The sequence below is a fragment of the Xanthomonas sp. SHU 308 genome (assembly GCF_000364645.1).
Classification (GTDB): domain Bacteria; phylum Pseudomonadota; class Gammaproteobacteria; order Xanthomonadales; family Xanthomonadaceae; genus Xanthomonas_A; species Xanthomonas_A sontii.
In genome coordinates this window covers 1-24060 of the sequence record NZ_AQOK01000107.1, presented here as the reverse complement: position 1 = coordinate 24060, position 24060 = coordinate 1, and the positions used below count along the sequence as shown (strand labels likewise).

The following is a 24060-nucleotide window of genomic DNA, read 5'->3' as shown; positions in this document are numbered from 1 at the left end:
GGCGGCGACGCGCCGGCCCAGCAGGGCGGCGGCGGCCAGGCGTCCGAAGGCGGCGAGCCGCGCGAAGGCCGTGAGCCGCGCGACGGCGGCAACAACAACCGCTTCAACAATCAGAACCAGAACAACCAGAACAACCAGCAGGGCAACCGCCGCGATCGCTTCCGCAATCGCCGCGACCGCGACCGCAACCAGCGCGGCGGCGACCGCTTCCAGGACAACGGCCTGCCCAGCGACAACGGCGGCAACGAGCCGTTCGTGCCGCGCCCGCACGCCAGCGTGCCGGAAGGCTTCCCGATCTACTCGCTGAGCGATCTGAAGAAGATGCCGGCGCAGAAGCTGCTGGACATCGCCGAGCAGCTCAACATCCAGGACGGCGTGGCCCGCGCGCGCAAGCAGGACGTGATCTTCGCCCTGCTGAAGGTGCTGACCCGCCACGGCGAAGGCGTCGCCGCCGACGGCGTGCTGGAAATCCTGCCGGACGGCTTCGGCTTCCTGCGCGCGGCCGAGGCCAGCTACCTGGCCGGCCCGGACGACACCTACATCTCGCCCAGCCAGATCCGCCGCTTCAACCTGCGCACCGGCGACCACCTGTCCGGCCGCATCCGCTTCCCGAAGGACGGCGAGCGCTACTTCGCGCTGTCGATCGTCGACACCATCAACGGCGAACCGCTGGAAGCGAGCAAGAACAAGGTCCTGTTCGAGAACCTGACCGCGCTGTTCCCGCGCAAGCGCTTCACCCTGGAGCGCGGCAACGGTTCCTCGGAAGACATCTCCGGCCGCATCCTCGACCTGATGGCGCCGCAGGGCAAGGGTCAGCGCGCGCTGATCGTGTCCCCGCCGAAGGCCGGCAAGACCATGCTGATGCAGCAGGTGGCCACGGCGATCACCACCAACCACCCGGACGTGCACCTGATCGTGCTGCTGATCGACGAGCGCCCGGAAGAAGTGACCGAAATGCAGCGCACCGTGCGCGGCGAGGTCATCTCCTCGACCTTCGACGAGCCGGCCGCGCGCCACGTGCAGGTCGCCGAAATGGTGATCGAGCGCGCCAAGCGCCTGGTCGAGCACAAGAAGGACGTGGTGATCCTGCTCGACTCGATCACCCGCCTGGCCCGCGCCTACAACAACGTGGTGCCGTCCTCCGGCAAGGTGCTCAGCGGCGGCGTCGACGCCAACGCCCTGCACCGCCCGAAGCGCTTCTTCGGCGCGGCGCGCAATGTCGAGGAAGGCGGCTCGCTGACCATCATCGCCACCGCGCTGGTCGAGACCGGCAGCAAGATGGACGAGGTGATCTACGAAGAGTTCAAGGGCACCGGCAACAGCGAAGTGCACCTGAACCGCCGTATCGCCGAGAAGCGAGTGTACCCGGCGATCGACATCAACCGCTCCGGCACCCGCCGCGAGGACCTGCTGATCGAGCCGGAACTGCTGCAGAAGATCTGGATCCTGCGCAAGCTGCTGCATCCGATGGACGAGATCGCGGCGATGGAATTCCTGCTGGACAAGATGAAGAACACCAAGTCCAACGACGAGTTCTTCGGTTCGATGAAGCGCTGAGTCCAGCGCCGGTTCGACCGCAACGCCCCGCTTCGGCGGGGCGTTCGCGTTTGTGGCGGCAGCGCGGCGTCGCCCAGTGTCTTGCTGGCGCAGGGTCCGACGGTCTTTCGACGTGGGCGCGGGTGAGATGGGCGGCATTCGCTCCGCCGCGTCCGCCGCCATGCCCGTCACCGCCAACGCCGCCGTCAGCAAGGTCGCCCCGGTCACTCTCGGTTTCTGGATGATGAAGATCTGCGCCACCACCCTGGGCGAGACCGGCGGCGATCTGTTGTCGATGACCCTGGATGTCGGCTATGCGCTGAGCAGCGCGCTGCTGCTGGCGGTCTTTCTGGTCTCGCTGTGGGCGCAGCTGCGCGCGCGCCAATTCCAGCCGTGGCGCTACTGGTGGGTGATCCTGACCACCAGCACCGCCGGCACCACGCTGTCGGACTACATGGACCGCAGCCTGGGCCTGGGCTACGCGCAGGGCGCGCTGCTGCTGGTGAGCCTGCTGGTCGCAGTGCTGGCGACGTGGTGGCTGTGCGAACGCAGCCTGTCGGTCGCGCGGATCGGCAGCGGTCGCGCCGAGGTCTTCTACTGGCTGGCGATCCTGGTCTCCAATACCCTGGGCACCGCGCTCGGCGATTACCTGGCCGACAGTTCGGGGCTGGGTTTCGCCGGCGGCGCGCTGCTGATCGCGGCGCTGCTGGCGGCGATCGCCCTGGCCTACGCGTTCACCCGGGTCTCGCGCACGGCGCTGTTCTGGGCGGCGTTCGTGCTGACCCGCCCGTTCGGCGCCACCCTCGGCGACCTGCTGAGCAAGCCGGCCGGCAAAGGCGGGCTGGACCTGGGTACGGTCGGTGCGTCGCTGCTGCTGGCCGGACTGTTGCTGGCGGTGCTGGTCGTCTCGACGCGACGCCGCGACGACGATCGCCGCGCGGCACGCTAACGTCGGCGGGTGGTCTACGCGGGGCAGCCCGGCCTAGACCAGGCGACCCGTCGCCGCTCAGCCGCCCTGCAGCGGCGTCAGCAGGCGCGGGCCGGCGCCGTCGGCCATGTACACGCCGCCGGCCGGCAGCAGGTCCGGCGAGAAGCCGGTCGCATCGTCGCTGGTGATCCAGGGCGCGCGCTGGCGCGGGCCGGGCACATAGCTCGTCCAGCGGCCATAGGACGAGGACGCGTCGCGGCGGGTGCTGTCGCTCAGCGCGTAGTTGACCGGCACGCGCACGGTCCAATAGGGCGCGTCCACGTCCTTGCCTTCGCTCGGCGGTCGGAACGCCCATTTACGGGCCGCGCCCAGCGCGCTCTTGCCCAGCACGTCGCGCAGCCGCTGCATTTGCTGTTCGGACGCCACCACGCGCAGATTGACCTGCTCCACCGCGGCATCGGCGACGTGGCCATCGCGACCCACCTTGAGCACCAGGTAGGCATCGCCCGCGGCGCCGACGCTGAAGGCGGCTTCCGGGTAGGCCGGCGGATTCATCTGGATTCCGGTCACCACGCTGCGATCGTTGGCATCGTAGCGCGTGAAATCGGCACTGCGGATCTCGACCTGGTAGTCGTCTCCGCCCTCCAGCCGCTTGGCGACCAGACGCAGGGTCATCGGCGTGCGCGCCGGCACCGGCTTGCCGTCGCGCATCCCCGGTTCGAACTTCCACTGCATCACGCTGTCGCGGACGAAGCCGACCACGCCCTTGGGCAGGCGCTCCTGCCGGTCCAGCGCCAGCGCCGACACCGTGCCGTCGGGCTCGATGTCGATGGTGCCGGTCACCAGCATGCTGCTTTCGATCTGCTTGCGCACTGCGCCGGGACCCGCCCCGTCGGCGGCCACGGCGGCGAACGCCAGCAGCAGCGAGAGCACGGCGCTCCAGCGCCACCACGAACGGAGGGATCGACGGTGCATCGCGCATTCCTTTGCCTGGGATGAGGCGCCGATTACAACGCACTCGCGGCCCGCCGGCAACTCAGGCCAGGCGCAGCGCGTCCGGGTAAGGCGGCGCGTCCGGATAGTCGTCCTCGCGCAGCCGCGCCTGCAGGTCGCGCCACCACTGCGGATCGAACAGCTCGCCGTGTGCGTGGCGCACTGCCTCCAGCGAAGCCGCGGGCAGGCCCATGAACATCGCGAAGCGCTCCGGAAACACGTCGCGCGGGGCGACGTGGAACCAGGGTTCGGCGGACATCGCCTCTTCCTCGTTGCGCGGCTGCGGCCAGTCGCGGAAGTTGCAGTCGGTGACCAGGCACAGTTCGTCGTAGTCGTAGAACACCGCGCGTCCCTGCCGCGACACGCCGAAGTTCTTCAGCAGCATGTCGCCGGGGAAGATGTTGTTGCGGGCCATGTCCTTGATCGCCTGCGCGTAGTCCAGCGCGGCCTCGCGCGCGGCCTCGGCACCCTGTTCGCGCAGGTACAGGTTCAACGGGCGCAGGCGCCGCTGCACGTAGCACAGCTCGACGATCAGGTCATCGCCATCCTCGCGCAGGCTGCGCGCGCAGCCCTCCATCAACTCTTTCAGCAGCGCCGGCGCGAAACGCGTGCGCGGGAAGCGCAGCGAGCGGTACGGCTGCGCGTCGAGCAGGCGGCCGACGCGATCGAGGTTGAACACCAGCGCGTACTTCTCCTCCACTTCCTCGCGGCTCATCGTCTTCGGATAGGCGAAACGGTCGCGGATCAGCTTGAACACCAGCGGGTAGCTGGGCAGGGTGAACACCGCCATGACCATGCCCGGCGTGCCCTCGGCATGCACCAGCTGTTCGTTGGGATGCGCCTGGAAATGGCGGAAGAAGGTGCGGAAGCGCTCGGTCTTGCCCTGCTTGGCGCGGCCGAGCATGGTGTACAGCTCGTCGATCGGTTTGTGCGGCAGCAAGCTGCGCAGGAACACCACCGCATCGCCGACGGTGGCCAGGTCGGCCTGGAAATAGCTGCGCGAGATGCCGAACAGTTGCGCCACGTCGTTGCGCTTGGTCAGCACCGCCTCGGCGCGCAGGCCCTGTTCGTCGTTGACCAGGGCGATCACGCACGGCGAGAAACGGTGTTCGCCGAACACGCGGCCGATCAGGTAGGCGCGGCGCTCGCGATAGAACACCGTCTCCAGCAGTTCGATGCCGCGTACCGGATTCTCGCCCCAGTGGGCGAGGTCGTCCTGCAGCCGCACCGCGATGGCCGCCGCGCAGCGCGTGCGGTGCGCGTACGGCACGTCGAAGCGGTAGTCGCCAAGCACACGCACGAACGCGTCCACCGGCCGCGCCTCGGACACCACGTAGTTGTGCCGCGCCACCGGATGGGTGATGGCGTCGGTGGGCTCGATGTCCAGCGCCACGAACTCGATCTGCGCGTCCACGCCCTGGGTGCGGAAGAAGCGCCGGGTCAGGGTGTTGTAGAAGGTCTTGTACAGTTCCTGGTCGATCAGCGCGGCGATCAGTTCGGCGTAGTGGTCGCGCGCACGGATCCACAGCGCGCGATCGTGCGCCTGGCCGAGCAGCACCGCGCGCAGGCGCAGCATGCACTCGGCGATGCACTGGTCGTACAGGGCGATGCGTTCGATCGCATCTTCGCGCGCGACGCTCCAGTCGCGCGCCTCGAAGCGCTGGCGCGCACGCGAAGAGATCTGCGCGAAACGCGCGTGGTAGTCCTCGAACGCCTCGAAGACGATGCGGCCGATGACCAGGGCACGGCGTTCGGACGGCAGCGGCAGCGGCGTGGAGGACATGGCCGCAGTGTACCCAGGTGGCGGCGTCGCGCGGGTGCCGGGCCCCTGCCACGCTCCGTCTCGTGCGCACATCCAGCGACCTGCTTCGCCAGGATCGAGCCGGACGCAGGTCGGCCGTAGCAGCGGCTTCAGCCGCGGCCGGCCGTACCGGGAACGCCCTGTCGCGGCTGAAGCTGCTCCTACCGGACGCTTCCTGCGCCGGAAACGCAAAGGGCCGCCCCGAGGGGCGGCCCTTGCGTCACATCCAGTTCGGGCGATCAGGCGTTCAACGTCGCCAGGGCGTCGTTGAGGGTCTTGCTCGGCCGCATCGCCTTGCCGATCAGCTCCAGGTTCGGACGGTAATAGCCCTGGATGTCGACCGGCTGGCCCTGGACGCCGTTGAGCTCGGCGACGATGGTCGCTTCCTGCTCGGTCAGCTGCTTGGCCAACGGCGCGAAGCGCGCCTTCAACGCGGTGTCCTCGTCCTGCGCAGCCAGCGCCTGCGCCCAGTACATGGCGAGGTAGAAGTGGCTACCGCGGTTGTCCAGCCCGCCGACCTTGCGCGAGGGCGACTTGTCGTTGTCCAGGAACTGGCCGTTGGCCTGGTCCAGGGTGCGCGCCAGCACGCCGATGGCGGCATTGTGGTGGCGCTGGCCCAGGTGCTCCAGCGACGCCGCCAGCGCCAGGAACTCGCCCAGCGAATCCCAACGCAGGTAGTTCTCTTCGACGAACTGCTGCACGTGCTTGGGCGCCGAACCGCCGGCGCCGGTCTCGAACAGGCCGCCGCCGGCCATCAGCGGCACGATCGACAGCATCTTGGCGCTGGTGCCCAGCTCCATGATCGGGAACAGGTCGGTGAGGTAGTCGCGCAGCACGTTGCCGGTGACCGAGATGGTGTCCTCGCCCTTGCGGATACGCTGCAGCGAGAACGCGGTGGCCTCCACCGGCGGCAGGATGCGGATGTCCAGGCCGTTGAGGTCGTGGTCCTGCAGGTAGCGCTCCACCTTCTGGATCATCAGCGCATCGTGGGCGCGCTGCGGATCCAGCCAGAACACCGCCGGGGTGACGCTCAGGCGCGCGCGCTCGACTGCCAGCTTGACCCAGTCCTGGATCGGCGCGTCCTTGGTCTGGCACATGCGCCAGATGTCGCCGGCTTCCACCGCATGCTCCAGCAGCACCGCGCCGCCGGCGTCGGTGACACGCACGGTGCCGTCGACCGGGATCTGGAAGGTCTTGTCGTGCGAACCGTATTCCTCGGCCTTCTGCGCCATCAGGCCGACGTTGGGCACGCTGCCCATGGTCGCCGGGTCGAACGCGCCGTGCAGCTTGCAGTCCTCGATCACCGCCTGGTACACACCGGCGTAGCAGCGGTCGGGGATCACCGCCTTGGTGTCCTGCAGCTTGCCCTCGGCGTTCCACATCTTGCCGGAATCGCGGATCATCGCCGGCATCGACGCATCGACGATCACGTCGCTGGGCACGTGCAGGTTGGTGATGCCCTTGTCGGAGTTGACCATCGCCAGCGCCGGACGCTGCGCGTACAGCGCCTGCAGGTCGGCCTCGATCGGCGCACGCTGCGCCTCCGGCAGGCTGGCGATGCGCGCGTACAGGTCGCCGATGCCGTTGTTGGCGTCGAAGCCCACCTGCTTGAGCGTGGCGGCGTGCTTGTCCAGCACGTCGCGGTAGAACGCCTCGACGACCACGCCGAACATGATCGGGTCGGAGACCTTCATCATCGTCGCCTTCAGGTGCAGCGAGAACAGCACGCCCTGCTGCTTGGCATCGGCGATCTGCGCCTGCACAAAGGCGGCCAGCGCACGCTTGCTCATCACCGCCGCGTCGATCAGCTCGCCGGCCTGCACCGCGGTCTTTTCCTTCAGCACGGTCACCGCGCCGTCCTTGCCGACCAGCTCGATCTTGACGCTGCCAGCCTGTTCGATCAGCGCCGAACGCTCGCTGCCGTAGAAATCGCCGGCGTCCATGTGCGCCACGTGCGACTTGGACTCGGCGCTCCATGCGCCCATGCGGTGCGGGTGCTTGCGCGCGTAGTTCTTCACCGAGGCCGGCGCGCGGCGATCGGAATTGCCCTCGCGCAGCACCGGATTGACCGCGCTGCCCTTGACCTTGTCGTAGCGCGCCTTTGCTTCTTTCTCTTTCTCGTCCTTCGGCTCGTCCACGTAGTCCGGCAGCGCATAGCCCTGCTGCTGCAGTTCCTTGATCGCGGCCTTGAGCTGCGGCACCGAGGCGCTGATGTTGGGCAGCTTGATGATGTTGGCTTCCGGCGTGGTCGCCAGCTGGCCCAGCTCGGCCAGGTCGTCGGCGATGCGCTGGTCCTCGCGCAGGTATTCGGGGAATTGCGAGATCAGGCGGCCGGCCAGCGAAATGTCGCGGGTCTCCACGGCGATGCCGGCAGTGCCGGCGAACGCGGCGACGATCGGCAGCAGCGACTGCGTCGCCAGGTACGGGGCTTCATCGGTGAGCGTGTACAGGATCTTGGGCGTATTCGACATGACGCGACGGATGACCTCTGGCAGGGGGAAATAGGCAGCACCGACAGTACGGCGGCGTATGTTTTCTTGTAGTTTCGCGATGCCGCCAACCGCCGGACATCGGCCGTCCATTGTCGCGTGTCTGCCGGCTGCGGGCAAAGCGCGGGGTCCGCCGTCCGCCAGCGCGGTTCATGCGCGCTCCATCACTGGGAGGGCGCTTCAATCCGCGGGGTGCCGATGGACGCCGTGCGTGGATCGACACCTGCGGCTCACGCCGCCGGACGAATGTCGGTAGCGGGCGTGAGCAGTGATGCGGCGCCACCCGTCTCTGCCGAATGACAGCACACCATGCGGCCGGGCTCTCTCTCGCGGCGCCCAAGATCGTTTCCGCGATGACGCGCCGCCTGTGTGGATCGGAGTCGCTCTACAGCTCGACCGCCAACCGGCGTGGCCGCGCTACGCCTTCCTGGGAGTCATCCGCCTAACTGGATAGCCGACCTCAGACGTACCCGAGCCCGCGCCAGTAGTCCAGCGGACGCCTGGCGGGCACGCCCAACGACGCCGCAATCTCGAGAATGCGCGGCACGTCGCGGCGGTAGACCACAAACAGGTGCTGGTCTTCGGTGGTCATATCGTCGATGTCCACCACGTCGTAGCCGTCGCCTTCGTCCGTCCACTCGGCAAGGTGGCGGTCCAGCCAGGTGAAGTACTCCGGCTGCGTCTTCACGTTCTCGGGATAGGCAGGGAATGCGTCGCCCATCATCTGGCAGAGCTCGTGGTGGACATCGATCATCTTGTCGCCGTTGGCGGAGTAACGCTCCATCGCCGCGGTGATCGCGATTGCATTCGCCTGTTCCTCGCACTCGGTCCACTCCAGCTCCGGCAGGAAGGCTTCGATGTCCCGAACGATCTCGCTTCGTTCGTCGGGTTCGGTGCTGCCGGAAGAAAGAAGCTCGACGAGTTCCAAGAGGGGTGCGTTCATTGCGCTCACTGACGGCTAAAGGATGATCGACGCCCAGCCCAGGCCGGCCATCCACCCAAGGCGAATCGGCCCGACCGCACCACTGGACACGCAGAAAAAAGCGCGCCGGAGCGCACCACGCGCGGCACTATAGCCGCTGGTGTTTGACATGCAAGTGTCCGTGGAGCCGAACACCCCGGCCGCCGCCCGGCACGGATGCAAGGCGTGGAGTACCGGGGCGACCGCGCTCAGTACGTGCCGTCGAACGCAAAGATCGGCGCGCGCTGGCGCCACGCGCCCGCGGTGAAATCCGGGAATGCGACGGTCTGGAAGCCTCTGGCGATCGACTGTTCGGAGAGCGGGGTGATCGCGCTCCACGTCACGGCGTCGTAGATGTCGATCGGCATCGGTGCCCTCGCCTTCAACGCTTCGACGAAGGCGTGGATGACGAACCAGTCCATGCCGCCGTGGCCGGCGCCGGCCGCGGTGGCGGCGTAGCGCGTCCACAGCGGGTGTTCGTACTGGTCCTGGTAGGGCTTGAAGGCTTCCCATTGGTGCGGCGGGCTGCGGCCTTCGAGGTGGATCGACTGGTTGAGATCCATCCACAGGCCCTTGGTGCCCTGCACGCGGAAGCCCATCGAGTAGGGACGCGGCAGCGAGGTGTCGTGCTGCAGCAGGATGGTCTCGCCATTGGCGCAGGCCAGGGTGGTGGTGACGACGTCGCCCAGCGTGAACGCCACCTTGGTGCTGGGATGGGTACTGCCGCCGCTCTTGGCCACGGTGTAGTCGTGCAGGCCGCGGGCCTTGCTGGCGAAGGCGTTGAGATGGGTGATGCGGTTGCCGCGGTTGATGCCGGCGTACATCGCGCACGGGCCGATGCCGTGGCTGGGATACAGCTCGCCGTTGCGCTGCACCGAATGCGCGGTACGCCAGCGCGCTTCGCTCCAGCCCTTGGCGCCGAACTCCACGCCGCTGTCGTAGGGCTGGTCCGGGTCGCCGGAGTTGAACTTCACCCCGCGCAGATCGTGCTGGTAACCGGCCTGCAGGTGCACCAGTTCGCCGAACAGGCCCTGCCGCACCATCTGCAGCGCGGCCATCACGTCGCGGCGGTAGCAGACGTTCTCCAGCAGCATGTACGGGGTGCCGGTGGCGAGCTGGGCGTTGAGCACGTCCCAGTGGTCCTGCAGGGTGATGCCGGCCACCACTTCGCAGCCGACCGCCACGCCGGCCTGCATCGCCGCGATTGCCATCGGCGCATGCCACTCCCAGGGCGTGGCCACGATTACGCCATCCAGGCCTTTGTGCGCCAGCACGCGCTTCCAGGCGCTGGCGTCGCGGTCCTGGCCGTAGGCGGTGGGTGCGGGCTTGCCGGCCTTGGCGACCATGGCCATGGCGCGGCCGAGCATGATCGGCTCGCTGTCGCACAGGGCGACCAGTTCCACGTCGTCGCGGCGCAGCAGTTCGGTCAGCAGCACCTGACCGCGCATGCCGGTGCCGATCATGGCCAGGCGCAGGGTGCGCTTGCGCGCCCAGGCCGGCGTCTGCGGCAGCAGGCTGCTGGCGGCGATGGCGGCACCGGCGGCGATGAAGTCGCGTCGTTTCATGATGTGCGGTCTCCTCTTGGATGCGCGCCGGCGTCGGCCGGCACGCATGCTGCTGCACGTGCGCTCACTTGAAGCGGTAGCCGATGGTCACGCTGTAGCCGCGGCCGAAGATGGTGGCGTAGTCGCTGGAATCGCCCAGGAAGCTGTTCGGATCGTAGAACGGCAGGCGGTCGAACAGGTTCTTGACGGTGAAGCTCAGGTTCCAGGCGTCGTCCGGGCGCCAGGTGACGCTGAGGTTGGCCGTCCACCACGACGGCGCGCCATCGCATTTGCTCGGCTGCAGCTTGAGGTAGCCGGCAGTGCAGGCCTGCGGGTTGTTGTCCTCGGCGTCGATCCGGTCGGTGGCCCACTTGGTGCCGCCGACGTAGTTGACGAACATGCTGGTGGTGACCTGGCGGTAGGTCCAGTCGGCGTTGAGCGTGGCGCGCAGGCGCGGGTTGTTGTAGTAGCCGACCACGTCGCCGTAGTACCAGCCGCTGTCCTGGTCCATGTAGAAGCGGTTGCGGTTGGCGATGGTGGCCGCCAGGCCGATGTTCAGCCCGCCCCACTGGCCGAGCGAGAAGCGGCTGCGCGCGTCGATGTCGAAGCCGTCGACCAGGGTCTTGCCGCGGTTGCGGTACTGCCCGACCACACTGGCGACATTGCCCACGCTGTAGCCCGGCAGCGTGCCCGGGCAGGCCACGCCGCTGGCCGGATCGGCGCACATCGCCGACAACTGCGCGAGATTGGCGCGGTCGCTGTCGGTGATCGGCGAACGGGTCATGGCGGTGATGTCGCCGGCGCGGCGGTAGTCCGGGGCGACGATCTCGTTGTCGCGATAGATGAACCAGTAGTCGGCCGAGACCGACAGCCAGTTGGCCGGCTCGTAGACGAAGCCGAGCGTGGCGATCTTGGCCTTCTCCGGCTTCAGGTCCGGGTTCGGCTGGGTCATGCGCGCCACGGTGCGGCTGCAGTCGGCGTTGAGCAGGCTCTTGCCCAGATCCACGTCGCCGCTGCGGCGCGACTGCAGCAGCAGGTTGGCGATGGCGTTGGTCTCGCCGCAGCGCACCTCGTCGCGGTAGCCGCCCAGCTGCGCATAGACGCCGCCGCTGCCGGACTCGGCCAGGCTCGGCGCGCGGAAGCCGGTGGAATAGGTGCCGCGCAGCAGCAACTGCTCGAAGGCCTGGTACTTGAAGCCGACCTTCGGCGCCAGGTTGGTGCTGAAGTTCGGATACTTGTCGGCGCGCAACGCGGCATCCAGCTCCAGCTTGTCGGTGATCGGCGCGACGGTCTCGGCGAACAGCGCATAGGTGTTGCGCTTGCCGTCGAACCAGGAGCCGCCCTGTTGGGTGATCAGGCCGTTGGCCGCGTCCGGGTTGCCGGGGGTGTAGAAGGTCTCGCGGCTGGCGTTGAAGCCGAACGCGGCGCGCATCTCGCCGGCCGGCAGTTGGAACAGCGGGCCTTCGATCTTGCCGTCGAGGGTGTGCAGGCGCGTCCACGATTCGATGTCGAAGGTGGGGAATGCCTCGCGGATCAGCGCGGCGTTGGCGGCGCTGATCTCGCCGAACCTGTACGCCGGGTGGTCGGAGATGATCACCCGGCCGGTGCCCGGGTCGATGGTGAACGGGCCGAACGCCTTCTCGAAGCCTTTTACGTTGACGTTGACGGTCTGGTAGGTGACCGAGTGGGTGCCGGCGGTGGCGAAGGCGGTTTCCCAGTTCCAGTCGCCGAAGCTGCCGCGCGCGCCACCGAGCACGCGGTAGCTCTTGTCGGTGTTGCGCTGGCCGAAGTAGTCGGGGCCGGCGTCCTGCAGCAGGTACTGCAGGCCGACCACGCCGCCCATCATCGCCTTCAGTTGCGGACTGGCGCGGTTGTACTCGTTGTTGGGCCCGAGGAACGGATACAGGAACTGGTTGACGGTGTTGCCGGTGTTGCGCGAGAACCAGCTGGTGGGGTTGCCGGTGGTGGTGTTGAACGCGCGCGGAGTGCCGCCGTTGGCGCGCAGGTCGATGTCGGTGTAGGTGGCCTCGGCGAACAGTTCGGTGCTGGCGCCGACCAGGAAGGTGCCGTTGAGGTAGGCGGTGTTGCGTTCGGACTTGGCGCCGGCGTCGATCTCGTTGTTCAACCAGGTTTCCCACACGCAGCGCGGGCCGGCGGCCTCGCTGGTCAGCACGTTCTGGCAGCCCGGCGCGGCTTCCTGCACGCGGCGCCCGGTGACCGGGTCGAAGGCGAAGTAGCTGCCAGGGTTGAACTGGCCTGGCTTGCTGCCCACGCCCAGGCGCAGGTTGGTCAGGTAGTTGGGATTGTTGACGTAGTACTGCGCCGGGCGCTTGTCGTAGAAGTCGCGCAGCGGGATCGCATCGCGCCGGTACACGTTGACCGCGCCGTAGACGTTGAAGCGGTTCTCGGTGAGGTCGCCGAAGCCGGCGGTGATGCTGGCCTGGTGCTCGCCGTAGGAGTCGATGCGGGTGGAGGTGTCGTTGCTGAAATTGATCTCCGCACCCTGGAAGTTGCGCTTGGTGATCACGTTGATGACGCCGGCCACCGCGTCGGTGCCGTACACCGCCGAGGCGCCGTCGGTGAGCACTTCCATGCGCTCGATCGCCGCGGCCGGGATCGCATCGATGTTGACGAACTGGGTCTGGAAGCCGGCCGGCGCGCCGTAGTACGACATGCGACGGCCGTTCAACAGCACCAGCGTGCCCTGCGCGCCGAGGCCGCGCAGGTTGGCCTGCGAGGCGCCATCGGAACCGGTGAACAGCGAGCGCGCGTCCTGTTGCGCCGGGCGTGCCGCGGGCAGGTTGTCGAGCACCTGCAGCAGCGTGCGCGCGCCCATCGCCTGGATGTCCTGCTTGCTGATCACCTGCACCGGCGAGGCGGTCTCCACGTCGGTGCGGCGGATGTTGGAGCCGGTGACTTCGACCCGGGCCAGGTCGGTGGCGGCCTGACTGTCCTGCGCAGCGGCGGGCTGCAGGGCGGTGAGCAGGACACCGGCGATGGCCAGGGTCAACGGAGCGAGCGGGCGACAGCGGGGATGGCGGTGACGGGCGGGCAACATCGGGGTTCTCTCCTGGCAGGGTGCGGCGCGAACGCGGAATCGGCGGGCAAAGCGCTCCCGGGCCACGGCCAGGCGGCCGCAGTCGGGAAAGGCGGGGGAGGAGCGGTGTTACGGGGCGGTCATGGGGCGACGAAGCTGGCGGTGTCGCCCTCCTGACCGATCAGTACGGCGTTGGCCCAGTTGGCGCAGACCTGGGCAGGCTGCGGCCCCTGCGCGCCGAGCGTGCGCAGGCTCAGCGTGGACAGGCCGCGGATGTCCAGTTCGGGCTTGACTACGCCGGGCGCGCTGACCAGGCCGCTGTCGTAGAGCAGGCGGCCATCGCCCCAGACCTGGAACTGCAGGCCGCCAGCGCTGCGGCAGGCGTCGTCGATGCCCAGGTCGGCGCGCAGCAGGCGCCAGTCGCCGTGCAGGCGCAGGTCGAGGCGGCTGTCGGCGCCCACGCCCAGGCCGCGGCGGAACTGCAGGCCGTTCATGCGCATGCCGGCATCGCCGCGGAAGGCCTGGTCGGCGCGCACGCGACCGGCCAGCGCCGCCGGCAACGCCAGCTCGGAAAGATAGCGCTGCTGCGCCGGCCGTTCCGGCGCCGGGTGCTCGAGGATGTGGAAGGTGGACAGCGCGATCGGGCCGACGTCGCGCGGCTGCAGCGCATCGAAGGCGCGCGGCCGGCGCTGCGCGGCGACGACCATCGGATCGTTGCTGTCGGCGCCGTCGCCCTCGGGGTTCTGCACGCTCAGCACGCGGAAGCGCAGCAGGCGGCCGGCATGCGCGGGGAAGTCGATGCGCTGCACGCCTTCCTGCAAGCGCAGGTGGCCGCGCGCCACCGGCTCGCCCCACTCGCCGTTGCTGTCGCCCAGGTAGACCTCGTAGTCGCGCACCTGGCCGTGCTTCCAGTTCTTGTCGTTGCGCGGCGCCAGCTCGATGCCGTCGATCATCTTGCGCTCGCCGAAACCGATCACCCATTCGTGCGCGCCGGTGCGCACGGCCTGGTTGCGCACGCTGCGGAACCAGGTGCCCGGGTCGTCGTCGAAGGCGTTCTCCAGCGGGTGCCCGGGTTCCTCGGCCGGGCGGTTGACCACCAGCAGGCTGTCGGCGGGCAGCGCGCGGCCCAGCTCCGGCGCCGGCGGATAGGCGTCGTCGGCCGCAGCGGCGGCGACCGGGAAGTCCAGCCGCAGTTGCAACGGCTGACGGATGTCCTGCACAGCGGTGCGCACGTGCACGGTGCCGCGGCGCTCCGTGGCGTCGAAGTACCAGCCTTCGCTGGCCTGGGCGAGGGCCGCGGCGTCGGCAACCGTCGGCAGCGCGCGTTCGCCGACCTGCACCGACCGCGGCGCCTGCCGCGCGAGCACGCGCAAGGCATAGCGGCGCTGCGGCAGCTGTCCGTCGTAATGGCCCTGCACCGGATCGATCCACACCTGCACCGGGCCGCTGCCCTGCGCTGGCGCCTGCATGCGCACCACCTGCGTGCTGGACTCGCCCTGCTGGTAGCGGCGGGTGTTGCCGTCGTCCTCGTACAGCGTGTACTGCGAGGCCCCCTGCGGATACAGGTCGAAGGTCACCTCGTCCAGCGGCTTCTCGCCGTCGTACAGCATCGCCGGGTACATCGGCAGGATCGCGCCGGCACGCACGAACAGCGGCAGCGTGGCCAGGTCGACCTGGCGATCGAGCTGGCGACCGTCGGCGCCGGCCTGCACGCGGCGGCCGTCCCAGTAGTCGATCCAGCCGCCGGCCGGCAGATGGATGTCGCGCCGCCAGCCGCGGCTGGCCGCCTGGCTGCGGTAAACCGGCGCCACCAGCAGGTCGCGGCCGAGCAGGAACTGGTTCTTGTAGGTCTCGTCCTGTGCGTGAGGATCGCGTGGGTCCTCCCACATCAGCCCGCGCACCGGCGGCGCGCCGGTCTGCGCGGCATCGTGCACCAGGCCGTACATGTACGGGGTCAGGCGCATTTTCAGCTTGAGATAATCGCGGTTGATGCTGCGGTACGGCTCGTCGTACCACCACGGATGCTTGCGCGCGTTCGACGACCAGCCGCTCATGCCCATCAGCACCGGGGTGAAGGCCTTCCACTGCAGGTCGCGGGTGAAGGTCTCGGCGCTGCCGCCGAAGATCGCATCGACATCGCCGGCGGCGTAGGCCATGCCGGACAGGCCGGAGCCGATCAGGGTCGGCACATGCCAGCGGATGTAGTCCCAGCTGCTGCTCTGGTCGCCGGTCCAGGCCACCGCGTAGCGCTGGATGCCGGCCCAGCCCATCACCGTCCACAGGAACGGGCGCGCATCGGAGTTGGCGAGGATGCCGTCGTAGGCCTGGTGGTTGGCGTCCATCGCGAACTGGTAGCCCTTGCCGGTCCAGGCCACGTCGAGCTTCTGCACGCGGCTGCCGGCCTTGCCGACTTCCCAGGCGATCTTGTCCACGCCGTTCTCGGTCCACAGGCCGGTGCGGAAGCCATAGCGGGCCAGGCCCTGCACGGTCTCCGGCAGCCTGGTGTAGCCGCAGCCGTAGCCGTCGTTGGGCAGGATCCAGCCGCCGGGCATGTCGTGCTCGCGGTATTGCCGCGCCACGCTGTCGACCACGTCCGGGGTGGTGCCGGTGGGGCCGTCGTGCCAGCCGTCGGGCACGGTGCCGGGCTTCTTGGCGTTGTCGCCGTCGTTGTAGCAATCGGCATCGCCGTAGGACAGCGACCAGCGCGCCAGCATGCTCGGGCGGCCGGTCAGCCGGGTATAGCGCTCGATCAGGGCCGGCAGGTCGGCGCCGACGAAGTAGTAGGCGTCGAAGCGGTCTTCGCGGTGCAGCAGCGTGGCCTGGTCGGGCTGGCGCAGGTCGTAGCTGCCGTCGCTCCAGGTATTGCGCAGCATGCCCCAGCCGCGGCTGCTGAGCAGCATCGGCGCCGGGCTCGGGCGATCGCCCTCCTCCCAGCCGCCGGAATACGACACTTCCAGTTCGCGGCCCTTGAACTCGAAGCGCCCGTTCTGCTGGCCGCCGCCGTAATAGGCTTCGTCGGCCTGCGAGGACAGCACCTGCACGCTCTGCGTGGCGTCCAGGTCCAGCGGCTGCAGTTCCTGCCACAGCGCGACCGCGCGGCCCTGCTGCAGCCGCTCCAGGCGCAGTCGCAGCGGTTGCCGCTGCACGTGCAGCACCAGCGCGTCGGTGCGCACGCGCAGCTCCTGCGCATCGTCTTCCAGTTGCGCCTGTACCGCGGCCTTGGGTTGCGGCAGCACGATCGGCGTGGCCTTGTCGCCGGCGCCGGTGAGCGTGCCGTGGCGCCCGGCCTGCACGCGCACGATGTCGGCCGCCGGCAGTTCGATGCGCAGGCGCACGCCGCGGTCGGTCTGCAGGTCCCAGCCTTGCACGCCGTCGCGGCTGGCGCTGGCGGCGACCGTACGCAGGTTGCCGACCGGCTCGGCGACGACGGTGGCCGCCACCAGCAGCAGAGCCGGCAGCGCGATCGCCGGCAACAGCGACGAGCGACGAACGCGGTTCTCCACACGACCCCCAAACCCGTTTCCCCGGGCGTTTCGAAAGCGTTGCACCGACTCTAGGCCAGGCATTTGAAAGATGTCAATAAATTGAAAGCAAAAAACAAGATTTATTTTGGCAAAACGAAAGATATTGCCTCGCATGACTTTGCTTTCATCTCATCATAATCGGCTGATTCGGCTTGCGATAGCGGCATCCACTTGCACCTTTCGTTTTAGGGCGAGCGATCCGCAAACACATTGGGCACAGGTAAATACTTTCTTTTTTCTTTCGATGTTTGACATTTCGAAAGAAAAGCCGGATGGTGCGCTGGCCCAACAGGAACCACCGCATGGACCTCCTTCCGCTTTCCGATGCATCCGCCTGGCAGCGCCTGGGCGGGGCCGATACCGCCCGCGAGATCGCCCAGCAGCCGGCGCTGTGGCGGACCCTGGCGCAGGATCTGGCGCACGCCGGCGACCGCCTGCAGGCCTTCCTCGGCGACCGCCTCGCCGATCCGAACCAGCGCGTGCTGTTCACCGGCGCCGGCAGTTCCGGCTTCATCGCCGAGATGGTGGCCGACGCGATCAATGCGCAGTGGCCGGCCGAGGTGCGCGCGGTGCACACCACCAGCCTACTGACCCATCCGGCGCTGTACCTGCAGCGCGCGCGGCCGACCCTGCTGGTGTCGTTCGGGCGCAGCGGCTCCAGCCCGGAAAGCGTGGCCGCGGTGGAGCGCGTGCGCAGCGACGTGGACGAGGCGCGCTTCCTCGACATCACCTGCAATGCCGACGGCGAACTGGCCCGCCGCGGCGCCGGCCGCACCGACACCTGCACGCTGCTGATGCCGCCGGCCAGCTGCGACCGCGCCTTCGCCATGACCAGCAGCCTGACCTGCATGCTGCTGGCGGCGCTGAGCGTGTTCGACCGTGCGCCATGGGAAACGCGCAGCGCGCGCCTGCAGCGGCTGGCCGAACTGGCCGACCGCGGCCTGGCGCAATGGGATGGCGCGGTGGCGGCGCTGGCGCAGCGCCCGTTCGCGCGGGTGATCTATCTCGGCAGCGGCCCGCTGGAAGCGCTGGCGCGCGAGGCCGCGCTGAAGGTGCTGGAACTCACCGCCGGCCGCGTGCTGGCGCTGGCCAACACGCCGCTGGGCTTCCGCCACGGCCCCAAGTCCACGCTCGACCGCAGCACCCTGGTGGTGATGCTGCGCAGCGTGCAGCCGCTGGCACGCCGCTACGAGCAGGACCTGCTCGACGAACTGCGTCGCGATGGCGTGGCCGGCCAGGTGCTGGCGATCGGCCCGCATGCGGACATCGGTGCCGGCGACGACCACACGCTCGCCGTCGCCGGCCTGGACGATCCGTGGCTGGCGCCGCTGTGGCTGGGCTTCGCGCAGCTGTTCGCACTGCAGCGTTCGGCCGCGCTCGGCCTGACCCCGGACAACCCGTTCCCCGACGGCACCGTCAACCGCGTGGTCCAGGGCGTCACCATCCACCATGGCTGAGCCTGGCGTGCCCACCTGCTACGGCCTGGACGTCGGCGGCACCAAGATCGAACTCGTGGCCTGCGACGCCGCGCTGCAAGTGCTGTGGCGGCGCCGCGTGGCCACGCCGCAGGGCGACTACGCCGGCTTCCTGCAGGCGGTGGTGGCGCTGGTGGCCGCGGCCGATGCCGCGCTCGGCCACCACGACAGCCCGCTCGGCATCGCCCTGCCCGGCGTGCGCGACCGCCGCAGCGGCCGCCAGTTGAGCGCGAACGTGCCGGCGCTGACCGGCCAGTGCGTGGCGCAGGACCTGCAGGCGCGGCTGCCGCGTCCGCTGCGCATCGGCAACGACCTGCAATGCTTCGCGCTGTCCGAGGCGCACGGCGGTGCCGCCGATGGCTACCCCAGCATGTTCGGCGCCATCCTCGGCACCGGCGCCGGCGGCGGCTTCTGCGTGCAAGGCCGCCTGCTCGCGGGCTGCAACGGCATCGCCGGCGAATGGGGCCACTGGAGCGTGCCCGGGCACCTGCTGCAGCGCCATCGCCTGCCGCTGCTGGACTGCGGCTGCGGCCTGCAGGGCTGCGTGGAGCGCTACGTGTCCGGCAGCGGCGTGGCGGCGATCGCGCGCCATCTCGGCAGCGACGCCGCCGACGCCAGCGCGGCGATCGCCCTGGCCGAGGCCGGCGACGCGCGCGCGCAGCAGGCGCTGGACATCCATCGCGACCTGCTCGGCCACAGCCTGGCCGCCGTAGTGCTGGCGCTGGACCCGCACGTGATCGTGCTCGGCGGCGGGCTGTCGCAATACCCGCCGCTGTACCGGCAACTGCCCGACGCCATCGCCGCGCACCTGTTCGCCGGCGTGCAGGTGCCGCCGATCGTGCCACCGCACTTCGGCGATGCCGGCGGCGCCCGCGGTGCCGCGCTGCTGGCCTGCCATCCCGCCTATTCCTGATCCGCCGGAGTGTCCATGTCGCCCTTGCAGACCCTGCTCGCCTCCCATCGCGCCGGCGCCAACGTCGGCCTGTACAGCGTCTGCTGCAGCAACGAACAGGTGCTGCGCGCGGCGATGCAGGTCGCGCTGGCCCACGACACGCTACTGCTGGTGGAGGCCACCTCCAACCAGGTCGACCAGTTCGGCGGCTACACCGGCATGACCCCGGCGCAGTACCGCGACTACGTCGGCGCACTGGCCGACACGGAAGGCTTCCCGCGCGCGCGGCTGATCCTGGGCGGCGATCACCTGGGCCCGAACGCCTGGCAGAAGGGGCCGGCCGCCGAGGCCATGACGCATGCGCGCGTGCTGATCGAACAGTACGTCGCCGCGGGCTTCCACAAGATCCACCTGGATTGCAGCATGGCCTGCGCCGACGACCCGGTGCCGCTGCCCGATGCCGTCGTCGCCGCGCGGTCGGCCGAACTGGCCGAGATCGCCGAGCGCACCGCCGCCGCACATGGGCTGCCGCCGCCGGTGTACGTGATCGGCACCGAGGTGCCGATTCCCGGTGGCGAAGCCTCGCTGGCCGGCGGCCTGCAGGTGACCACGCCGGCCGCGGCCGCGCAGACCCTGGCCATCCACCGGCAGGCCTTCGACACGCCGCCGCTGCGCGCCGCGTGGCAACGGGTGATCGCGCTGGTGGTGCAGCCGGGCGTGGATTTCGACCACAGCAGCGTGCACGACTACGACCCGGCCGCCGCCGCCGCGCTGGCCGATTTCCTCGAGCAGCAACCGCGCATCGTGTTCGAGGCGCACTCCACCGACTACCAGCGCGAGGACGCGCTGCACGCGCTGGTGCGCGACCACTTCGCCATCCTCAAGGTCGGCCCCGCCGCCACCTTCGCCTATCGCGAGGCGCTGTGCGCGCTGGCCGCGATCGAAGCCGAACTGCTCCCCGCGGCGCAGTGCTCGCAACTGCCGCAGGTGCTGGACGCGGCGATGCAGGCGCAACCCGGATATTGGCAGTCCTACTATCCGGGCGACGCCGCCGCGCAACGCCTGCTGCGCCGCCATTCCTTCAGCGACCGCTGCCGCTACTACTGGGGCGAGCCGACGGTGCGCGCAGCGGTGGACACCTTGTTCGCCAACCTGGAACGGCATGCGCCGCCGCTGGTGCTGCTCAGCCAGTTCCTGCCCGAGCAGTACCGCGCGGTGCGCGCCGGCCAACTCGCCACTACCCCGACGGCGCTGGTCCAGCACCGCATCGGCCTGTGCCTGGGCGAATACGCCCGCGCCTGCAGCGCCAACCGCGCCGGCGCGCGCCGGCCACACGCCGAAGCGGCTGCCGGCGTCGCGGCGAACGGCTAATCTTCCCGGTCGCCCGCGAATCCGAGAATGGCCATGCGCAACACCCGCTCCCGCCGCCAGCAGATCCTGCAGTCGCTGCTCGAACATGGCACGGTGCAGGTTGCCGACCTGGTCGAACGCTTCGACGTGTCGGCGGTGACCATTCGCGCCGATCTCAACCATTTCGAGGCGCAGGGCCTGGCCACCCGCACCCACGGCGGCGCCACGCTGGTGCGCACGCCGCCGCAGGAGCAGGACATCCACGAAAAGGACGCGCTGAACCTGCCGCTGAAAGAATCGATCGGCGCCTGTGCCGCGCGCATGGTGCAGCCCGGCGCCAACATCATCATCGACTCCGGTTCGACCACGATGACCCTGGCCCGGCACCTGCGCGCGCACCGCGACGTCACGGTGATGACCAACGGCCTCAACATCGCCTGGGAACTGGCCAACGCGCCCGGCATCAACGTGCTGCTCACCGGCGGCCAGTTGCGCCAGCAGTCGCTGTCGCTGCAGGGCAGCCAGGCCGAGGCCAGCCTCAACGCCTACGGTTTCGACACGCTGTTCCTGGGCGTGGACGGCCTGGACCTGCAGTTCGGCCTGACCACCCACGACGAGGCCGAAGCGCGGCTCAACCACCGCATGGTCGAGCGCGCGCGGCGCATCGTGGTGCTGACCGACGCCTCCAAGTTCGGCCGGGTCAGCCTGCACCGCATCGCCCGCCTGGACCAGATCCACGCCATCATCACCGACGCCGGCATCGACGAGGCCACCCGCGAGGGGCTGCAGCGGCTGGGCATCGAGGTGATCGTCGCCGAGCCCGCGCCATGACCGATACGCGTTCCCTGCATGGCCGCCTGCTCACCCCGCTGGGCTGGCGTCGCGGCCACGTCCACTTCGACACCCACGTGCGCCGGCTGCAGGTGGACGACCACAGTGGCGGCGACGATCCGCAATTGCCGCTGATCCTGCCGGGCTTCGTCGACCTGCACGTGCACGGCGCCGCCGGCGTGGACCTGATGCAGGGCGGCGACGCGGCGCGGCGCATCGCCCGCGCCCACCTGCGCTTCGGCACCACCACCCTGCTGGCGACCACCATGACCGCCGGCGTCGAGGAGATCGCGCACGCACTGCGCGGCGTCGCCGCGGCCATGGCCGCGCCCGATGTCGACGCCGCCTGCATCGTCGGCGTGCACCTGGAGGGCCCCTTCATCAGCCCGCAGCGGCTGGGCGCGCAACCCGACCGCACGATCGAGGCCAGCCTCGCCCAGGTCCAGCAGTGGCAGGCGCTGGCGCCAATCCGGGTACTGACCCTGGCGCCGGAGATCGGTGCGCACACCGCGCTGATTCCGGCGCTGACCGCACTGGGCATCCGCGTGCAGCTCGGCCACAGCGCCGGCAGCTACGAGGACGGCGTGGCGGCCCTGCAGGCCGGCGCGGCCGGCTTCACCCACCTGTTCAACGGCATGACCGGCGTGGACCACTATCGCCCCGGCATCGCCGCCGCGGCGCTGGCGCATGCGCAGTACGCCGAACTCATTCCCGACCTGCAGCATGTGCATCCCGGCGTGATTCGCCTCGCCGCGCGCGCGATCCCGCGCCTGTACGCGGTGACCGACGCCACCGCCGCCACCGGCATGCCCGACGGCGAATACGCACTGGGCGAGCAGCGCGTGCACAAGTGCGGCGGCTGCGTGCGCCTGGCCAGCGGCTCGCTGGCCGGCAGCGCACTGACCATGGATCAGGCGTTGCGCAACCTGGTGCAGGCGGGCCTGGAACTGGCCGATGCCGCACAGCGCGTGTCCACCTTCCCGGCCGACTACCTGGGCCTCGGCGACCGCGGCCACATCGCCCCCGACGCCCGCGCCGACCTGGTGGTGCTGGACAGCGACCTGCGCCTGCGCCAGGTGGTGGTGGGTGGGCGCATGCTGGATCTGCACGCGCATCACTGATCGCCGTGCGCGGCTGCGCGGTGCTGGCCAGCGGTGGTGCGCGCAGACGCCGCCGAGTGGACGGCAAGGCATCGTCCAGGACGTGCGTCGGGATGGAAGAGCGCCGCTGATCTCCCGGATGCAACTTGCGCCTCCGTGGCAGGAGCGGCTGCAGCCGCGACGGACGTTCCCGGTAAGGCCGGTCGCGGCCGAAGCCGCTCCTATGACGGGTTTCCGGGCTATGGGAGTGTCCTGAAGCCCCCCACACCTTCTTCCTTCGGCGCATCGGCAGTGCTGTCGGAGCATCGGGCCACGTATAAAAAAGGCGCAGCCTCGCGGCTGCGCCAGCGTGTCGCACGTGCCGGGAGAGAGGCGGCGCGTGCGACCCGTGATCGGGCCTCAGCCCTGGATCACTTCACCTCGAACGTCTGCGGCGTGCCCGCCGCCTGGCCGTTCACGGTGACCTCGGCCTTGTACTGGCCAGCCGGCCAGCCCTTGGGATTGGTGAACTCGAAGTTGGTGGTGTCGGCACCGCTGGTATTGAGCGTCTCGGTGCGCTCGCCGGCGGTCTGGCCGTCCTGGAACACCAGCTTGGCGCCGACATTGGCATTGGTCGCCGAGCCCTCGGTCTTGACCGAAACGATGATCTTGTCCTTGCTGGCGAGCGTGGTCATCGGCGCGACGGACTTGTCCGCGGCGGCAGTGTTGCCGACAGCGACGGCGGCCACGTTCACCGCATTGGCGCCTGCGGCGGCCGGCGCCGGCTGCTCCGCCGGGGCTGCGGCCGGACCCGGCATCTGCTCGGTCGGCGCGGACGAGGTGGGATCGGGCGACACGGTCTGTTGCTGCTCCTGCTTCTTGCAGCCGGCCAGCGCCAACGCGCCGACCAGGGCGATCATCAGGGGCGAAAACGCGGAGATCGAGCGGGTCTTCATCGGTGGGGACTCCTGTCGGAATAACGAAAGGGGGTGGTGGCGACGCCTCAGGCGCCGGCCGGCAGCTTGAGGGTCTGGCCGGGATAGATCTTGTCGGGGTCGGCCAGCACGTCGCGGTTGGCCTCGAAGATGCGCGTCCAGGCGTTGCCGTCGCCGTAATGCAGCTTGGCGATCTTGGATAACGAATCGCCAGGCTTGACCACGTACACCTGCTGCACCTGCTCGGCGGTGCTGTCGACCTTGCTCTGCACGGCGGAAAAATCCGCCTTCTGTACGACGTCGGCGGTGGTGTCCACCTTGGCGGTGACCGCCGAGAAATCGGCGCGCTTGTCACTGTTCATCGCGTGGCTTCCTGCGTGATGGGACGCGGCCACGGTGTCACAGGATTTGTTAAAAAAGGATCGCGCGGCCGTGAACCGCGCGGCTGCGGTTCAGGCGCGCCGCGCGTCTTCGAACGCGGCGAGATGTGTCGGTCGAACGCTTGAGTTCGTGCATGACAGCGGGATCGCCGGCACACGCCACCATCGCCATGTGGGCGCATCGTCCAGGCGACGACTGCGCGAACCCCGGTCTGCCGCAGAGAAGCTGACGACAGCGCTCCCCTCAGGGCGCTCCTTGTGGGAGGAACTTCAGGGCACCTCGAACAACCTGCCACGACCTGGAG

General features: G+C 69.3%; 16 protein-coding genes. 7 read left to right on the top strand and 9 right to left on the bottom strand.

The window, feature by feature from the left end; genetic code table 11:
• The coding region (gene rho, locus D588_RS0104965) for a transcription termination factor Rho (protein WP_017907368.1) at window positions 1-1557 on the top strand (1557 nt) is incomplete at its 5' end.
• 127 nt (window positions 1558-1684) lie between these two features.
• A complete protein-coding gene (locus D588_RS0104960; protein WP_017915187.1) occupies window positions 1685-2485 on the top strand; it encodes a membrane protein in 801 nt (266 codons plus the stop codon).
• 57 nt (window positions 2486-2542) lie between these two features.
• On the opposite strand, the gene D588_RS0104955 is transcribed toward D588_RS0104960, so the two are convergent.
• The 7 genes from D588_RS0104955 to D588_RS0104925 form a co-directional block, all read right to left on the bottom strand.
• Window positions 2543-3439 (bottom strand): energy transducer TonB, encoded by an 897-nt coding sequence (locus tag D588_RS0104955; protein ID WP_051067834.1) that lies wholly within the window; start codon window positions 3437-3439, stop codon window positions 2543-2545.
• Between the two features lie 61 nt (window positions 3440-3500).
• The gene (gene aceK / locus D588_RS0104950) at window positions 3501-5240 is read right to left on the bottom strand and encodes a bifunctional isocitrate dehydrogenase kinase/phosphatase (RefSeq protein ID WP_017915185.1); all 1740 of its coding nucleotides are present in this window, start codon (window positions 5238-5240) and stop codon (window positions 3501-3503) included.
• A 257-nt stretch (window positions 5241-5497) separates the two neighbouring features.
• Window positions 5498-7729 (bottom strand): NADP-dependent isocitrate dehydrogenase, encoded by a 2232-nt coding sequence (locus tag D588_RS0104945; RefSeq protein WP_017915184.1) that lies wholly within the window; start codon window positions 7727-7729, stop codon window positions 5498-5500.
• A gap of 478 nt (window positions 7730-8207) precedes the next feature.
• Complete coding sequence (locus D588_RS0104940; RefSeq protein WP_017915183.1) at window positions 8208-8690, bottom strand: hypothetical protein; 483 nt, start codon at window positions 8688-8690, stop codon at window positions 8208-8210.
• A 227-nt stretch (window positions 8691-8917) separates the two neighbouring features.
• Window positions 8918-10273 (bottom strand): Gfo/Idh/MocA family oxidoreductase, encoded by a 1356-nt coding sequence (locus tag D588_RS0104935; protein ID WP_017915182.1) that lies wholly within the window; start codon window positions 10271-10273, stop codon window positions 8918-8920.
• A gap of 64 nt (window positions 10274-10337) precedes the next feature.
• A complete protein-coding gene (locus tag D588_RS0104930) occupies window positions 10338-13310 on the bottom strand; it encodes a TonB-dependent receptor (RefSeq protein ID WP_026143393.1) in 2973 nt (990 codons plus the stop codon).
• 119 nt (window positions 13311-13429) lie between these two features.
• The gene (locus D588_RS0104925) at window positions 13430-16792 is read right to left on the bottom strand and encodes a TIM-barrel domain-containing protein (protein WP_017915180.1); all 3363 of its coding nucleotides are present in this window, start codon (window positions 16790-16792) and stop codon (window positions 13430-13432) included.
• Window positions 16793-17115: 323 nt separating this feature from the next.
• Between D588_RS0104925 and D588_RS0104920 the strand changes: the two genes are divergently transcribed.
• Genes D588_RS0104920 through D588_RS0104900 form a run of 5 tightly spaced genes read left to right on the top strand, consistent with a single transcriptional unit; the run spans window position 17116 to window position 22482 of the window.
• Window positions 17116-18270 (top strand): SIS domain-containing protein, encoded by a 1155-nt coding sequence (locus D588_RS0104920; protein WP_026143392.1) that lies wholly within the window; start codon window positions 17116-17118, stop codon window positions 18268-18270.
• Window positions 18263-19201, top strand: coding sequence for an ROK family protein (locus D588_RS0104915; RefSeq protein WP_026143391.1), 939 nt, complete (start codon window positions 18263-18265; stop codon window positions 19199-19201). Before D588_RS0104920 ends, D588_RS0104915 begins: the two co-directional genes overlap by 8 nt.
• Before the next feature lie 15 nt (window positions 19202-19216).
• Window positions 19217-20551 carry a D-tagatose-bisphosphate aldolase, class II, non-catalytic subunit gene (locus tag D588_RS0104910; protein WP_017915177.1) on the top strand — a complete coding sequence of 445 codons (1335 nt, stop codon included), beginning with the start codon at window positions 19217-19219 and terminating at the stop codon, window positions 20549-20551.
• A 33-nt stretch (window positions 20552-20584) separates the two neighbouring features.
• Complete coding sequence (locus D588_RS0104905) at window positions 20585-21361, top strand: DeoR family transcriptional regulator (RefSeq protein WP_026143390.1); 777 nt, start codon at window positions 20585-20587, stop codon at window positions 21359-21361.
• A complete protein-coding gene (locus D588_RS0104900; RefSeq protein WP_020381182.1) occupies window positions 21358-22482 on the top strand; it encodes an amidohydrolase family protein in 1125 nt (374 codons plus the stop codon). Before D588_RS0104905 ends, D588_RS0104900 begins: the two co-directional genes overlap by 4 nt.
• A gap of 389 nt (window positions 22483-22871) precedes the next feature.
• Here the strand turns inward: D588_RS0104900 and D588_RS0104895 are convergent, their stop codons facing one another.
• Complete coding sequence (locus D588_RS0104895; protein ID WP_017912389.1) at window positions 22872-23396, bottom strand: hypothetical protein; 525 nt, start codon at window positions 23394-23396, stop codon at window positions 22872-22874.
• Between the two features lie 47 nt (window positions 23397-23443).
• Window positions 23444-23737, bottom strand: a complete 294-nt coding sequence (locus D588_RS0104890; RefSeq protein ID WP_017911040.1) for a LysM peptidoglycan-binding domain-containing protein — start codon at window positions 23735-23737, stop codon at window positions 23444-23446.
• Between the last annotated feature and the right edge of the window lie 323 nt (window positions 23738-24060).